Raw genomic sequence first — 14,986 nt, 5'->3', positions numbered from 1 at the left:
TACCTCTATTTCTGACTCTGGTTACACTCATAGATCACGATAATCATTTCGAGGATAAGTTCGTCCCTTTAGGGCTATATACCAGTTCAATGGTTTCATCGCAGGTGAACTCACCATCAACTGGATTGCTACTGGCATTCTTCCATCTGGCCGGAGAGAGATAAGGGTTTGCTCCGGTGGCCATTGATTATGGGTATTACCCTGCTCATCCAGATAGCTGAACGTAACTTGAGTCCCTTCAGGCCAGCGAAAAAGGGTCCAATTTCTACCAGGCTGGCGATAATCGAGGGTCACGCCACCGGCTCCTCGCTGATTAATTGACCAGCGTACCGGCTGTACTTCACCATTCTGGGCAACCAGTGGCTGCTGACTGCTCCCCTCAAAATAGAAACTGTCACCACGGAGCTGGCGAGGAGCATCTAGCTCTGCCTGCATGGACGCGACACTATCATTCAACCATTGCATGACCAATAGTTGTGGCACACCTTCATATTGTCGCCTTTGCACACGTTCATAAATTGCTAACGACTGGGATAATCCTTGCATTAATAAAGCTGTTATCACGGAGAGCAGAACCATGACGACCAGCAATTCGAGAAGGGTCATCCCTTGCTGGCGGTTAATAGATTTCACGGCGCTCTTGCACTCCGGGCTTGAGGTGATAGTTAACGACTCGAGTGGTCAGGGGAGGTAAAGTGCGGTTCTTATGAATGATGGTAAGCTCAACCTGATAAAGCGAGAGGATGAAATTACTGCCCATCACGCCATTACGTTCTTTCTCTATAGGTGTCGCATGCCAGCTTATAGATATGTTACCACTCTCGAAAGTACCTTGTGGGTTATTGCCCAAATCCTTCAGCTTGAGATAATTCACCGCACTTTGCAAGGTGGGAGCAGCGTCAATATAGCTCTCGGCTCTTGTCAGTTGGGCCAAGCTACCACCTATCCAGCCAAATAGAGCCATAGTGGCACCCGCCAATATGGTTAATGCTACTATGGCCTCCAATAACGAAAAGCCTTGTTGACGCATTATGGTATTCCTTGCCATTGGCAATATGGAGATTCCAGCTGAATGCTCTGCTTGATGACCCCACCTGCTAGTATCTGTAATTCACCACCCAGACAGATCCCGTTGGCAAGGTAGTATATCGGTTGAGGGGCCTTAAGCTGCCAGCCTTGCGGTAAGGGAATATCGTCGGTGTGTGACCCCAGCACCACTTGAACTCCCCTCTGGCGTACTGTAAAAGGCAACTCATTGATGGCTTGTTGAACAGTTTGCCAATCGTTGCGATGCCGCAGTTTATCTGCCATCTCGAGAAAACGTGGACCTACAACCGCCGCGATCATACCAATCAAAGTCAACACCACAAGCAGCTCAAGCAGAGTAAAACCCCGTTGTTGCATGCTTACTTCTCCAGTATACCTACCTCGGCATCCAGCCCTTCGCCGCCCTCCTTACCATCTGCGCCAAGCGAATAGAGAGAAAAACCTTGCAAGTTACTCACCGGGCTTTTGTAGACATAATCTTTACCCCAAGGGTCTTTAGGTAGTTGATCTTCCAGATAGGGCCCCTGCCAGCTTGGCACATCAGCCGGCGCTTTCATCAAAGCCGATAGCCCCTGCTCTGTAGTGGGATAGCTCCCCACATCCAGGCGATAGGTTTGCAAGGCCCCGCGCAGCATCTTGACCTGAGTCTCTGCCGTTTTGACTTTTGATTTATCCACGTTGGAGAAGAGGCGCGGGCCGACCAAACCGGCCAGCATGCCCAGAATGACCAGCACGACCAGGAGCTCGATCAGGGTAAAACCGCCTTGATGGCGGGCGAAACGTTGCAATTGCATGAAGAGTCCTCAGAGTTACTATACGGCCATTTCGTTCACACTGGTGATGGCCAGGATGATGCCAAGAATAATGACGCCGATGATAGAGCCAATCAGCAGAATGGCAAGGGGTTCGATCAACGCAAGCACCTTCTTGACGCGGTTCTTACTGTTCTCTTCATACATGGCGGCCAGCGAAGAGAACATCTCGGCAAGGCGGCCACTCTTCTCGCCGACCCGCACCAGATTGACCCCGGAGCGAGCGATCAATCGCGTCTCGGCAAGAGAGTCCGACAGGCTCTTGCCCGAGCGCACCAGACGGATCACCTCTCCCATCCCGCGCTGACGAAACGGAATGCGAAAAGAGCCGCGCGATAGCTCTAGCGCCTGTAGTAACTCGACCCGGGATCCCAGCATGGCTGCCAGGGTGTAAGACCAGCTGGCAACATCGCTCTGGTAGAGCCATTCCCCCACTACTGGCAGGCGTGACACACCGTTGAGCAGACGCTGCCGCACATCGCGCGAGCGCAGCGCCAGGGCCATGCCAGCGATACAGAGGATGAGTGCTATAAGCAGCAGATCCCAGTTGGCGTTAAACCACTCCCCTGTCGAGAGCACCATTTCGGCCAACCAGGGCAACGTCACCTTACCGTGGCCCAACATACCGGTGAATTTAGGCACCACCACGGCAAACATCAGCACAACCGCAGACAAACCTGCGAGCACCAATACGATGGGATAGGTCAAAGCATTGCGCAGTTCATTGCCGGTTCGTTGATCAAACTGCATTTTCTCCAAAGCGCGACTGAGCGCCTCACCCAACTCACCGGTGGCCTCACCCGCTCTCACCAGATGAAACAGGTAGTCGGGAAGCGGTAACTTGCTTTGGGCAAGAGCTGCGGAAAAACTCTCCCCCTGCTGTAAAGCCCTGCCCATGGTGCGAAATGCCTGCTCAATTTGAGGATGGTGTCCCCCCTCAATCAGGGCATCGATTCCCTCTGAGAGCGTCACCCCGGAAATGATCAGGGTGGTCAACTCATGTAGTGCCTGCAGCAACTGGGCACGGGTCAAGCGCGGAGTAAACCAGGGAGCACGAGCCACTACCGCCTGTTCAGTTAGCTCAATGACGATGATCCCCTTGTCCCTGAGCTGGCGTAATGCAGCATGATGATGGACTGCCTCCAGCTCTCCCTTCAGACTGTTACCCTGCGCGTCTACGCCTTCATATTGAAAAATCATCAGTCATGTTCCACATAGGCGACCCGCATCACCTCTTCAATACTGGTTAATCCCCTGCTGGCCTTGATCAGGCCATCTTCAAACAGTGTCCGCTGGCCTTGTTGCCGGATCAGCGACTTGATCTCCTGAAGGGGAGCTTGTCGATTGACCAGCTGTTGCAATGCACCATCTAGGGCAACAAGCTCATAAATCCCCAATCGCCCACGATAACCAGTATGATGACAGTGCGAGCATCCCATCGCTTTCTTCCAATTAGCGGCAGCAAACGCTGGTTGGCTGATTGACCACCCTTGTGGCAAGAGCGGATGGTCGTCATCAACGGCACACTGCTCACAGAGGCGACGAACCAACCTCTGTGCCTGAACACCGCGGACCGACGCCGCCACCAGGAAGGGCTCAAGCCCCATGTCAACTAGGCGGGTAAAAGCTGAGGCGGCATCGTTGGTGTGCAACGTTGAGAGCACCAAGTGACCGGTAAGGGCTGACTGAATGGCTATCTGCGCCGTATCCAAGTCCCGGATCTCACCGATCATGATGGTGTCGGGGTCTTGACGCAAGATGGCACGCAGTGCACGGGAAAAGGTGTAACCAATCTCGTTGTGCGCCTGGATCTGGGTCACACCCGAGACTTGATACTCAACAGGATCTTCTACCGTGATGATCTTGTTGCTGCCATCGCGCATGGCTTCGAGCGCGGCATAGAGCGTGGTGGATTTACCGGAGCCCGTCGGGCCTGTGACCAACACGATCCCATTGGGACACGCCAACCAGCTGTGCAGCAAACTGAGATGGTCAGGCTCAAACCCGAGTTTTTCCAGCGACAACGTTCCCCTGTTCTTGGGCAGCAGACGCATCACGATCGACTCACCATGAACACCCGGTGCCGTCGAGACACGGATATCCATATCCTGACCACTAAGGCGCAAGGTGATACGGCCATCCTGTGGCAAGCGCTTCTCGGCAATATCCAATCCGGCAATCAGCTTGATCCGTGACCCTATCGCCGGGTAACGCTCTGCCGGTTGCACCATATGAGTGTGAAGCACACCATCTACCCGCATGCGTACCGTGAAACGAAGCTCTTCGGGTTCCACATGAATGTCTGACGCACCACTGTCGACAGCTTGTGCCAGCAAGTTATTGACCAGCTCCACGACCGGAGCCTCTTCGATCAACGCCTGTAGCGAATGCTCGCTGTTACTGAACAGGTCGGTGACGGCACTCTCACGCCTGACTTGGTCCACCAGTGTGTCGATGTCCTGGGTTCGAGCCAGCCAGTACTGCACCGGGCGCCCCGCAAACAGGTAGGCAATGAGATCCTGCAGCTGCGTCTCTAGCGGGTCTTTTGCAACCAACTGCAGCTGACCGTCCACCTCCCACAACAGAGCATCGTTATCGAGCCACCACTCCAACCTGACCGGCAGAGGCAGCAGGCATTTATAGATATCCAAGGGAGCAGGCATGTGAGCAGGCTCGACACAGGGATAGCCCAACTGCTCTGACAGCGATCGCAATACCGCATCTTCAGAGACAGCCCCCATCCTGACCAGGATGGAGCCCAGGCGTCCGCCGGCCTGACGTTGTACCTCCAAGGCTCGCTCTAAGTCTTCGCGCCCAATCGCTCTTTTGGCGATCAGTCTCTCACCAATCTTCATGATACGTCCTACAAAACATCGGCAAATCCGACCTCGGATCTATTACAGCACTCATCATGCACAATAAACTCTTTTGAATCCAAATCATTCTAAGCAAGTGATAGACATGGATTAAAAAACTTAACAGATTGAATATATATTTTTTATTATATTCGCCAAAATGGCTTAACCTAACATTCTTTAATCTGCTTTCCATATAACAAGCAAGCGCCTTATTTGATCACCAAATTAAGAATAAGCGATTTGTGTTCAAGAGAGAATTTGAAGAGCACAATTATCAGCAGTGCTCTGCGTCATTGAACGCTGCAGCAAGCGCATCTTTGGGCGACAAGGTTGGAGAGGTTATCATCTCAGGCCACACAATAGCCAAGGTGGCATCGTTCCACACGATGCTGCGTTCAGCGGCGGGTTGATAGTAATTGGTAGTCTTGTAGATAAACTCTGCGTGTTCACTCAAGGTGAGAAAACCATGGGCCAACCCTTCCGGGATCCACAACTGTCGCTTGTTTTCACCTGACAGGTGAACCCCAACCCACTGCCCGAAGGTCGGCGAGCTTTTGCGGATATCTACCGCCACATCAAACACTTCACCCACCACACAACGCACCAGCTTGCCCTGGGCATGGGGAGACAATTGATAATGCAAGCCACGCAATACCCCTTTCGACGATTTGGAGTGATTATCCTGCACAAAGTTAACCTGATATCCGACGGTCTCTTCAAATAACTTGTGGTTGAAACTCTCAAAGAAAAAACCACGCTCATCACCAAATACTTTCGGTTCAAAAATAAGTACGTCAGGAATCGCTGTCTTGATTACATTCATCTGTCTATCCACATTTGATTCAATTTCTATGGGGGAGCATCTTCCCTCCCCCTATATCACATCAGACTTTGGCAACCATTCTTAACAAATATTGGCCATAGGCATTCTTTGCCAGCGGCAGAGCAAGTTCACGAACCTGCTCCGCAGTAATGAATTTCTGGCGATAGGCAATCTCTTCCGGACACGCCACTTTCAACCCCTGGCGCGTCTCGATGGTCTGAATAAAGTTGCTCGCTTCTATCATGCTTTCATGGGTACCGGTATCAAGCCAGGCATAACCACGGCCCATCATGGCCACCGACAGATTACCTTGCTCCAGATAGATACGGTTCACATCGGTGATCTCCAGTTCACCACGGGGCGACGGCTTCAGACTCTTGGCGATCTCCACCACGCTGTTGTCATAGAAATAGAGGCCGGTCACCGCATAGTTGCTCTTGGGCTCCAGTGGCTTCTCCTCCAGAGAGATAGCGGTACCCTCTTTATCAAATTCCACCACCCCATAACGCTCGGGGTCATGCACATGGTAGGCAAAGACGGTAGCACCGCTCTCTTTGGCCGCTGCCGCCGCCAACTGTTTCTGCAGGTCGTGGCCGTAGAAGATGTTGTCCCCCAGCACCAGCGCACAGGCGTCTGAACCGATAAACTCCTCACCCAGAATAAAGGCTTGTGCCAACCCGTCCGGGCTTGGCTGCACCTTGTACTGCAAATTCAGGCCCCACTGGCTGCCATCACCCAGCAGTTGTTCAAAACGGGGGGTATCTTGCGGCGTACTGATGATCAAAATATCGCGAATACCGGCCAGCATCAGGGTACTAAGCGGATAGTAGATCATCGGCTTGTCATAGATGGGCAGCAGCTGCTTGCTCACCGCCATGGTGACCGGATAGAGACGGGTGCCTGAGCCACCAGCCAGAATGATGCCTTTACGTTTGGTCATGATGCTTGTTTCTTATTTTTAAATTGCAAAAGAAAAGGGTGGCTTGCGGCCACACCTTCCTGTTTTATCCCTGTCAGCCAGGGAGGCGTTCAACACATCCCTGACCAGTGATTTATTTGCCCAGGATCTCGGTCAACATCCGCTCCACACCGACTGTCCACTCCGGCAGCACCAGATCAAAGGTGCGCTGGAATTTGCCGGTATCAAGGCGGGAGTTATGGGGGCGTTTGGCCGGAGTCGGGAAGGCGCTGGTCGGAACTGCATTCAGTTGTGTCACCGCCAGTTCAACGCCAGCCTCTCTGGCTTTGGCAAACACCAGCTGGGCGTAGTCAAACCAGGTGGTGGTACCGGAGGCAATCAGATGGTACAGCCCGGCGACCTCGGGTTTGCACTGCGCCACGCGGATCGCATGGGCGGTGCAATCGGCCAGCAACTCGGCCCCGGTCGGAGCGCCGAACTGGTCATTGATCACTGACATCTCGCTACGCTCTTTGCCAAAGCGCAGCATGGTCTTGGCAAAGTTGGCGCCGCGGGCGGCGTAGACCCAGCTGGTGCGGAAGATCAGGTGACGAGCGCAGAGAGCCGCCCCCTGTTCCCCTGCCAGCTTGGTTTCGCCGTAGACGTTGAGCGGGGCGGTCGCATCGGTTTCCACCCAGGGGCGCTCACCGCTGCCATCAAACACATAGTCGGTGGAGTAATGCACCAGCCAGGCACCCAATGCTTCCGCTTCTTTGGCGATAGCGGCCACGCTGGTTGCGTTGAGCAGCTCGGCAAACTCACGCTCGCTCTCTGCTTTATCCACTGCGGTATGGGCCGCTGCGTTGACAATCACATCCGGCTTGACCAGACGTACCGTTTCTGCCACCCCTGCCGGGTTGCTGAAATCGCCGCAATAGTCGGTGGAGTCAAAATCAACGGCAGTGATGCGCCCCAGCGGCGCCAGTGCGCGCAGCAGCTCCCAGCCTACCTGGCCGTTTTTGCCAAACAGCAGAATATGCATCAGGCATGCTCCCCATCGTTCTGTTCAATCGCGGAATAGTGCTGCTCAATCCAGGATTGGTAGGCGCCGCTCTTGACGTTGCTGACCCACTGCTGGTTATCCAGATACCACTGCACGGTTTTGCGAATGCCAGACTCGAACGTTTCTTGCGGTTGCCAAGCAAGCTCACTGCTCATCTTGCTCGCATCGATGGCATAGCGACGATCGTGACCGGGACGATCCGCTACATAGGTGATTTGATCGCGGTAAGAGCCCGCCTTCGGCACCATCTCGTCCAGCAGATCGCAGATGGTGTGTACCACCTCCAGATTCTGCTTCTCGTTATGACCGCCGATGTTGTAGGTCTCCCCCACCAAGCCCGTGGTCACCACCTTATAGAGCGCGCGCGCGTGGTCTTCCACGTAGAGCCAGTCACGGATCTGGTCGCCCTTGCCATAGACAGGTAACGGCTTACCATCCAGCGCGTTAAGAATAACCAGCGGGATCAGCTTCTCGGGGAAGTGGTACGGGCCGTAGTTGTTGGAGCAGTTGGTGACTATGGTGGGCAGGCCATAGGTGCGGCGCCAAGCGCGCACCAGATGGTCGCTAGAGGCCTTGGAGGCCGAATAGGGGCTGCTGGGGGCGTAGGGGGTGGTCTCGGTAAAGAGCGGCAATGGCTCACCGGCGGCTACTTCATCCGGATGGGGCAGATCCCCATACACCTCATCGGTGGAGATATGGTGGAAGCGGAAGGCCGCCTTGCGCACCTCATCCAGACCGTTCCAGTAAGCGCGGGCCGCTTCCAGCAACATATAGGTGCCAACGATATTGGTCTCGATAAAGTCGGCTGGGCCAGTGATGGAGCGGTCAACATGACTCTCGGCAGCCAAGTGCATCACCGCATCCGGTTGGTGCTGGGCAAACACCCGATCCAGCTCGGCGCGATTGCAGATATCCACCTGCTCAAAGACATAACGCTCGCTTGACGATACATCTGCTAGGGATTCCAGATTGCCGGCATAGGTGAGTTTATCGAGATTGATAACGGCATCCTGAGTATCACGGATGATATGGCGCACAACGGCAGAGCCGATAAAGCCTGCGCCACCGGTAACGAGAATTTTCATATTAATTATGCTCTTACGAGAAGTTGGAGTTCAGTTAAATCGGATAGAACTAGCTAATCAGGGGATAATATGACTTGGAGCTTAATGAGAAAGCGTGAATGTGGGCAATAATGGCACACATACACATATAAAGGCATTCAAAATTCACACAACCATTGATAAGGAGTATGGCTACCGCACTGGGTTACAGCCCCCAGTTCGCTGCTTTTCACCACATTGCTCACGCTGTTGGCCATCATGTCCTCCAGCTCTATATATGTTTTTGGCAATGAATATCACAGTACGCAATCAAAGCATTGTCCTGACATAACTCATCATATAGACCCGATTTTATCGTCGAATTCTATCTCGTATCCCCCCAAAATGAACAGCTAAAACTACCCCATAGAGGGGGTAACTTGAGGCTGAACACGAGGCTGATCACAGCCACACTGCACCGGTTGCTGTTTCTTTAAACACCTCGTGAAGCGCACTGAGTGTCAATTTCAGTAAAAAAACAGGGCAACCCATGGGGTTGCCCTGCTTGATTGTCAGCCAGACCAAAGCAGACTGGCGATTTATTGAACTCTGTTCAAATTAGCTAAACCTGCATGCCATCAGTCACCTTTTGACTCAACTGCTGCAGCCATGCGCGCCTCTTTGCTCTGGTGGCTGGTGAAGTAGCGCATCACCAGCACAAAGAAGATCGGCACGAAGAAGATGGCCAGCACGGTGGCACTGATCATCCCCCCCATCACGCCGGTACCGATGGCGTTACGGCTGCTGGCACCGGCGCCGGAGCTGATTACCAGCGGTAGCACCCCGAGGATAAAGGCGAGCGAGGTCATCAGGATCGGACGCAGACGCAGGCGTGCCGCCTCCACCACAGCCTCACTCAAGCCCATCCCTTTGTCGTAGAGCTCTTTGGCAAATTCCACGATCAAAATCGCGTTTTTCGCCGACAAGCCGATGGTGGTGAGCAGACCAACCTGGAAGTAGACGTCGTTCTCCAGCCCGCGAAGGGTGGCAGCCACAATGGCCCCCAGAACCCCGAGCGGTACTACCAGCATCACCGAGAACGGAATGCTCCAACTCTCGTAGAGGGCCGCCAGACAGAGGAACACCACCAGCAAGGAGATGGCGTAGAGCGCGGGTGCCTGTGAACCGGCCTGACGCTCCTGGAAGGAGAGCCCGGTCCACTCGATGCCTACCCCTTCCGGCAGCTGTTTCACCATCTGCTCGATGGCGGCCATCGCATCACCGGTACTCTTGCCGGGCGCCGCCTCACCGACGATCTCCATCGCCGGCACGCCGTTGTAGCGCTCCAGACGGGGCGAGCCGAAGCTCCACTCGGTGCTGGCAAAAGCGGAGAAGGGCACCATCTGACCAGCACTGTTGCGCACATACCAGAGCTTCAGATCTTCCGGGTTCATCCGGAAGGGGGCATCTGCCTGCATGTAGACCTTCTTGATCCGGCCACGGTCAACGAAATCATTGACGTAGGACGAGCCCCAAGCGGTAGCCAGGGTGTTGTTGATATCCGCGATGGAGAGCCCCTGCGCCAGCGCCTTCTCGTAGTCAATCTTGATGTCGAGTTGCGGCGTATCTTCCATCCCGTTCGGGCGTACCCGCACCAGGGTGGGATCCTGCGCCGCCATACCGAGCAGCTGGTTACGCGCCGCCATCAGCTTGTCGTGACCGATACCGCCGCGATCCTGCAGGAAGAAGTCAAAACCGGTCGCCGTCCCCAGCTCCGGGATCGGAGGCAGGTTGAAGGCGAACACTTGCGCCTCCTTGATGCTGAACAGATAGCCCATGGCGCGACCGATAATGGCATTGGCGCTGCGATCCGGGCTCTTGCGCTCGCTCCAGTCCTTGAGCTTGATAAAGGCCATCCCCGCGTTCTGGCCACTACCGGCGAAGCTGAAGCCAGACACGGTCAGCACAGAATCGACGTTATCCTTCTCGTTTTTCAGGAAGTAGTCGCGCATGTCCGCCAGCACCACCTCGGTGCGCTGCTTGGTCGCCCCCACCGGCAGTTGGACCATGGACATGATGACCCCCTGATCCTCTTCCGGCAGGAAGGAGGTGGGCATCCGCATAAAGAGCACAGCCAGCACCGCCAGCATGGCGCCGTAGATCAGGCTGTAGCGCACGCCCTGTTTGATCACCTTGCGCACGCCGCTCTGATAGCGGTTGGTACCCGCATCAAATGCGCGGTTGAACCAGCCAAAGAAGCCGCGCTTGGCACCAAACTCGCCATGTTTCATCGGCTTGAGCAGGGTGGCACAAAGGGCCGGGGTCAGGATCAACGCTACCAGCACCGACAGCACCATGGCCGAGACGATGGTCAGCGAGAATTGGCGATAGATGGCGCCGGTCGAGCCGCCGAAAAACGCCATCGGCACGAACACGGCGGAGAGCACCAGGGCGATCCCCACCAGCGCGCCGGTGATCTGGGTCATCGACTTGCGGGTCGCTTCCAGCGGGGAGAGATCCTCCTCGCTCATCAGCCGCTCCACGTTCTCCACCACCACGATGGCGTCATCCACCAGCAGGCCGATGGCCAGCACCATACCGAACATGGTGAGAGTGTTGATGGAGAAGCCGAACGCCGCCATCACCCCGAAGGTACCGAGCAGCACCACAGGCACCGCAATGGTCGGGATCAGGGTGGCGCGGAAGTTCTGCAGGAACAGATACATGACGCAGAACACCAGGAAGATCGCCTCGATCAGGGTCTGCACCACCTCCTCGATGGAGATCTTCACAAACGGCGTGGTGTCGTAGGGGTAGACGATCTCCATGTTGGCCGGGAAGTAATCCGACAGCTCATTGAGCTTGGCACGCACCTTCTCGGCGGTATCCAACGCATTGGCGCCGGTCGCCAGCTTGATGGCGACCGCGGCGGTGGACTGGCCGTTGTAGAGCGCATCGGCGTCATAGCTTTCGCCCGCCAGCTCGACCCGGGCCACATCTTTCAGCCGTACCTTGGAGCCATCCTGATTCACCCGCAGCAGGATGTCGTTGAACTGATCCACGGTAGAGAGACGGGTCTGCCCCATGATGGTGGCGGTGAACTGCTGATCTTCTACCGACGGGGTGCCGCCCAGCTTGCCGAAGGCCACCTGGGCGTTCTGCGCCTTGATGGCCGCCTGCACATCCCCCGGGGTCATCTGCACCCGGTTGAGTTTGTTGGGATCGAGCCACACCCGCATGGAATACTGGCTACCGAACAAGGTGATATCCCCTACCCCGTCCAGACGGCTCAGGGGCTCCTTGATATTGGAGACCACATAGTCCGCCAGATCGTCGTTGTTCATCGAGCCATCGCTGGAGATGAACGCCGCGACCATCAGGAAGCTGCTGGAGGTCTTCTGTACCCGAATGCCCTGCTGCTGCACCTCTTGCGGCAGCAGCGACATCGCCTGCTGCAGCTTGTTCTGCACCTGCACCTGGGCAATATCGGGATCGGTCCCCGGCTGGAAGGTGAGGGTCACCGACACCCGCCCCGCGGAGTCAGACTGAGAGGACATGTAGAGCAGGTGATCCAGCCCGGTCATGTTCTGTTCGATGATCTGGGTCACCGAGTCTTCCACCGTTTTGGCAGATGCGCCCGGATAGCTGGCGGAAATACCGACCGCGGGCGGCGCAATGCTCGGATACTGGGCGACCGGCAATTTGATGATGGCCAGGCTGCCCGCCAGCATGATCACCAGCGCGATCACCCAGGCAAAAATGGGTCTGTCTATAAAAAATCGAGCCATGAGGCGACTACTCCATCCTACTTGTTGGCCGGGGTGCTGGACGCGGCTTGAGCAGACGGTGCATCAGCACCCTGCTCGGCGGGATTGACCACGGCGCCCGGTCGTACTTTCTGCAAGCCAGCCACGATCACCCGCTCGCCGGAGGTGAGTCCTGACTCCACCACCCAGTTGCTGCCAACGACGCGGCTCAGCTGCACGTTGCGCAGCTCCACCTTGTTGTCAGCGGTCACCACCATCACGGTGGCGCCGCCGTTGGGGGTGCGAGTCACCGCTGTTTGCGGCACCAGCAGCCCTTGTGCCCGCTCACCCTCTTGCAGGGTGGCGCGCATAAACATGCCGGGTAGCAGCAGCTGGTGAGGGTTGGGCACAATTACCCGCAGGGTCACCATGCCGGAGGTCTCATCCACGGTCACATCAGAGAACTGCAACGAGCCCTCTTCGCCATAAGTGGAGCCATCTTCCAGCTGGAAGGTCACCTTGGCCCCTTTCTGTTCGTCCTGGGTCAGCTTGCCCTCGGCGACCAGTCGCTTGAGGCGCAGCAGATCGGCGGTGGACTGACGCACATCCACATACATGGGATCGAGCTGCTGGATGGCGGTCAGGCTGTCAGCCTGCTGGGCAGTCACCAGCGCCCCCTCGGTCACCGCAGATTTACCGATGCGGCCGCTGATGGGGGCGGTGATGCGGGTGTAACCGAGATTGATCTCGGCAGTGCGCAAAGCCGCCTTGCTTGCCATGATCTCCGCCTTGGCCTGCTTCCAGCTGGCGTCGGCGTCGTCATAGTCCTGACGGCTGATGGATTTGACCTTGAGCAGTTCCTGATAGCGCTGCGCCTTGAGGCGGGCACTCTGCTCGTTAGCCTCGGCCTTGGCCAGATTGGCCTTGGCGCTGGCAACCGCCGCCTGATAGACAGCCGGATCGATCTGATAGAGCAGATCGCCCGCCTTCACATCGCTCCCCTCGGTAAAGAGGCGCTTGAGGATGATGCCGCTCACCTGCGGACGCACTTCGGCCACCCGCAACGGGGCACTGCGACCGGTCAACTCTGTGGTCAACATCAGCGGACCGCTCTGCAGGGTCACCACGTTGACCGCCGCAGGGGGCATGCCGCCCTGTCCCTGAGGTGCGCCCCCCTTGTCACCACAACCTGCCAGCAAGCCTGTAGCCAGCAAGGCAAGACCAACTGAACGAGCAAGAATATGTTTATGCATGAAACACCTGAGCCTTTGCCAGTCAATGAACAATCAGGGCCACACGGGCCCTGTTGGTAAATAGTCGAAAGATGAGGCAATATACATACATTCATAAATGTATGTAAGTGACTTTTTGCTTGCATGAGGCACAAATTTCGATGGCCAGACGAACCAAAGAAGAGGCGCAGCAAACCCGCTGCCACATCATGAGCACGGCGCTGGATCTGTTCTGCTCTCAGGGCTTGGCCAAGACCAGCCTGACCGACATCGCCAAGGCGGCAGACCTGACCCGCGGGGCCATCTATTGGCACTTCAAGAACAAGGATGAACTCTTCATTTCGCTCTGGCAGGAGCTCTGTAGCCCCCTCGCCCACCAGCTCGATGCCTGCCTCAACCCAGATGAGCCGGATCCGCTGGGGCAACTGCGCCTCTTCTTCGAAGGGGTGCTCCACAGCTTCATTCACAATCCGGCCCAGCGACAGATGTTCACCATCCTGTTCAATCTCGAATCGCTGGAGGGGGAAGCCATCTCACTGCGCGAACATATCCGCAGCCAGTCCGCCAACTTCTTTCGGGACCTGGAGACCACCCTGGCCAACGCGGTACGGCGGGGGCAACTGCCCGCCAACCTCAACCTGCAGCGCGCCGCCACCCTGCTCCACTGCACTCTGGATGGCTACATCATCAACTGGCTCCACTTTCCGGGGCGGATAGACCTGCAGGGCGAATCCGCCTTTATGATAGAGAGCATGTTCACCATGCTGGCCCAACCCCACGGGCCTGCCTGTGACCGCTAACCGGCTCCGGCAACTCTCACCCATCCAAATCGGGGCCTGACCGCGCGCTTTGGCAGTCTGGCCCCGATTTGTTACCCTGTGCGCCCCCTGCTTGAGGTAACCCCTGTGCCACACTCTGACGCCATCCCCGCTTCCCGGCCATTTAACGACCAGCACGCCCGCGCTCGGGCTGCCTTTGTGGCGCGCCTTAAACCCGGTGCTCACCTGCTCAATGGTCAGTGCGGTATGGGGGAGGATCTCTGCTGGCTGCGTGCAGAAGGGTATGTGGTCACTGCCTGTGACGCTGTGCTGGCTGACGCCAAAGTCGCCTCGCAGCAATCCGGGCAAGCAGTGCGGGTCTGCCCGCTGGCGAAGATGCACTCGGTGCTCCCTTACGATGGCATCTGGTTAAGCCGCCCGCTTGATGGCAACGCGGCCACCCTTGTCCCCCTGTTGCAACAGTTGGCGACCCTGCTCAAAGCGGGCGCTCCGATCTGCTTCCCCCTGCCGCCAAGCGGCAAGATAACTCAAGCTCAGCTACAGCAGCTGGTCACCACATCCGGGATAGCGCTGCAACTGGCGCCGATGGAAGCCGTATCAGCCAGTACGTCAGATTCCTCAAGTCAAAACGCCACCCAGTACGTCATGTTGCTGCGTGGCGATCATCAGGCCACCTAACGGGCTA

General features: G+C 56.4%; 14 protein-coding genes. 2 read left to right on the top strand and 12 right to left on the bottom strand.

Annotation, left to right across the window (positions count from 1 at the left end):
- Positions 1 to 27: 27 nt before the first annotated feature.
- The 12 genes from VF684_RS02760 to VF684_RS02705 form a co-directional block, all read right to left on the bottom strand.
- Complete coding sequence (locus VF684_RS02760; protein WP_005338090.1) at positions 28 to 633, bottom strand: prepilin-type N-terminal cleavage/methylation domain-containing protein; 606 nt, start codon at positions 631 to 633, stop codon at positions 28 to 30.
- Positions 620 to 1,030, bottom strand: a complete 411-nt coding sequence (locus VF684_RS02755; protein ID WP_005338091.1) for a type II secretion system protein — start codon at positions 1,028 to 1,030, stop codon at positions 620 to 622. The genes VF684_RS02760 and VF684_RS02755 overlap by 14 nt, the downstream gene beginning before the upstream one ends.
- Positions 1,030 to 1,404 (bottom strand): prepilin-type N-terminal cleavage/methylation domain-containing protein, encoded by a 375-nt coding sequence (locus VF684_RS02750; RefSeq protein WP_005338093.1) that lies wholly within the window; start codon positions 1,402 to 1,404, stop codon positions 1,030 to 1,032. The genes VF684_RS02755 and VF684_RS02750 overlap by 1 nt, the downstream gene beginning before the upstream one ends.
- Positions 1,405 to 1,406: 2 nt before the next feature.
- Positions 1,407 to 1,841, bottom strand: coding sequence for a type II secretion system major pseudopilin GspG (gene gspG / locus VF684_RS02745; protein WP_005338094.1), 435 nt, complete (start codon positions 1,839 to 1,841; stop codon positions 1,407 to 1,409).
- An 18-nt stretch (positions 1,842 to 1,859) separates the two neighbouring features.
- A complete protein-coding gene (locus VF684_RS02740) occupies positions 1,860 to 3,059 on the bottom strand; it encodes a type II secretion system F family protein (RefSeq protein ID WP_005338095.1) in 1,200 nt (399 codons plus the stop codon).
- The gene (locus VF684_RS02735) at positions 3,059 to 4,714 is read right to left on the bottom strand and encodes a GspE/PulE family protein (RefSeq protein ID WP_368176660.1); all 1,656 of its coding nucleotides are present in this window, start codon (positions 4,712 to 4,714) and stop codon (positions 3,059 to 3,061) included. The genes VF684_RS02740 and VF684_RS02735 overlap by 1 nt, the downstream gene beginning before the upstream one ends.
- A gap of 277 nt (positions 4,715 to 4,991) precedes the next feature.
- Positions 4,992 to 5,540, bottom strand: a complete 549-nt coding sequence (gene rfbC, locus VF684_RS02730; RefSeq protein ID WP_368176659.1) for a dTDP-4-dehydrorhamnose 3,5-epimerase — start codon at positions 5,538 to 5,540, stop codon at positions 4,992 to 4,994.
- A 61-nt stretch (positions 5,541 to 5,601) separates the two neighbouring features.
- A complete protein-coding gene (gene rfbA, locus VF684_RS02725) occupies positions 5,602 to 6,480 on the bottom strand; it encodes a glucose-1-phosphate thymidylyltransferase RfbA (RefSeq protein WP_368176658.1) in 879 nt (292 codons plus the stop codon).
- 112 nt (positions 6,481 to 6,592) lie between these two features.
- Complete coding sequence (gene rfbD, locus VF684_RS02720) at positions 6,593 to 7,480, bottom strand: dTDP-4-dehydrorhamnose reductase (RefSeq protein WP_368176657.1); 888 nt, start codon at positions 7,478 to 7,480, stop codon at positions 6,593 to 6,595.
- Positions 7,480 to 8,586, bottom strand: coding sequence for a dTDP-glucose 4,6-dehydratase (rfbB, locus tag VF684_RS02715; RefSeq protein ID WP_368176656.1), 1,107 nt, complete (start codon positions 8,584 to 8,586; stop codon positions 7,480 to 7,482). The genes rfbD and rfbB overlap by 1 nt, the downstream gene beginning before the upstream one ends.
- Before the next feature lie 596 nt (positions 8,587 to 9,182).
- Positions 9,183 to 12,332: an efflux RND transporter permease subunit gene (locus tag VF684_RS02710; RefSeq protein ID WP_440173675.1), complete on the bottom strand. Its 3,150-nt coding sequence runs from the start codon at positions 12,330 to 12,332 to the stop codon at positions 9,183 to 9,185.
- A 17-nt stretch (positions 12,333 to 12,349) separates the two neighbouring features.
- Positions 12,350 to 13,543 (bottom strand): efflux RND transporter periplasmic adaptor subunit, encoded by a 1,194-nt coding sequence (locus VF684_RS02705; protein WP_139732522.1) that lies wholly within the window; start codon positions 13,541 to 13,543, stop codon positions 12,350 to 12,352.
- Between the two features lie 140 nt (positions 13,544 to 13,683).
- On the opposite strand from VF684_RS02705, the gene VF684_RS02700 reads away from it, so the two are divergent.
- Together VF684_RS02700 and VF684_RS02695 are read left to right on the top strand one after the other, a co-directional pair.
- A complete protein-coding gene (locus VF684_RS02700) occupies positions 13,684 to 14,322 on the top strand; it encodes a TetR family transcriptional regulator (RefSeq protein ID WP_440173672.1) in 639 nt (212 codons plus the stop codon).
- Positions 14,323 to 14,427: 105 nt separating this feature from the next.
- On the top strand, positions 14,428 to 14,979 hold the full coding sequence (locus tag VF684_RS02695) for a hypothetical protein (RefSeq protein WP_440173669.1): 552 nt from the start codon (positions 14,428 to 14,430) through the stop codon (positions 14,977 to 14,979).
- Positions 14,980 to 14,986: the final 7 nt, after the last annotated feature.

Source organism: Aeromonas sp. Lyrl_2 (assembly GCF_051948815.1).
In the GTDB taxonomy this organism is placed as follows: Bacteria; Pseudomonadota; Gammaproteobacteria; order Enterobacterales; family Aeromonadaceae; genus Aeromonas; species Aeromonas veronii.
This window is presented reverse-complemented; position numbering and strand designations above follow the sequence as displayed.

Bases quoted from the DNA above. Each gene is read 5' to 3' on its own strand.
- rfbA (WP_368176658.1), bottom strand. From the start codon at position 6,480: ATGACCAAACGTAAAGGCATCATTCTGGCTGGTGGCTCAGGCACCCGT.
- rfbD (WP_368176657.1), bottom strand. From the start codon at position 7,480: ATGCATATTCTGCTGTTTGGCAAAAACGGCCAGGTAGGCTGGGAGCTG.
- VF684_RS02750 (WP_005338093.1), bottom strand. From the start codon at position 1,404: ATGCAACAACGGGGTTTTACTCTGCTTGAGCTGCTTGTGGTGTTGACT.
- VF684_RS02705 (WP_139732522.1), bottom strand. From the start codon at position 13,543: ATGCATAAACATATTCTTGCTCGTTCAGTTGGTCTTGCCTTGCTGGCT.
- VF684_RS02740 (WP_005338095.1), bottom strand. From the start codon at position 3,059: ATGATTTTTCAATATGAAGGCGTAGACGCGCAGGGTAACAGTCTGAAG.
- VF684_RS02710 (WP_440173675.1), bottom strand. From the start codon at position 12,332: ATGGCTCGATTTTTTATAGACAGACCCATTTTTGCCTGGGTGATCGCG.
- gspG (WP_005338094.1), bottom strand. From the start codon at position 1,841: ATGCAATTGCAACGTTTCGCCCGCCATCAAGGCGGTTTTACCCTGATC.
- rfbB (WP_368176656.1), bottom strand. From the start codon at position 8,586: ATGAAAATTCTCGTTACCGGTGGCGCAGGCTTTATCGGCTCTGCCGTT.
- VF684_RS02735 (WP_368176660.1), bottom strand. From the start codon at position 4,714: ATGAAGATTGGTGAGAGACTGATCGCCAAAAGAGCGATTGGGCGCGAA.
- VF684_RS02700 (WP_440173672.1), top strand. From the start codon at position 13,684: ATGGCCAGACGAACCAAAGAAGAGGCGCAGCAAACCCGCTGCCACATC.
- rfbC (WP_368176659.1), bottom strand. From the start codon at position 5,540: ATGAATGTAATCAAGACAGCGATTCCTGACGTACTTATTTTTGAACCG.
- VF684_RS02755 (WP_005338091.1), bottom strand. From the start codon at position 1,030: ATGCGTCAACAAGGCTTTTCGTTATTGGAGGCCATAGTAGCATTAACC.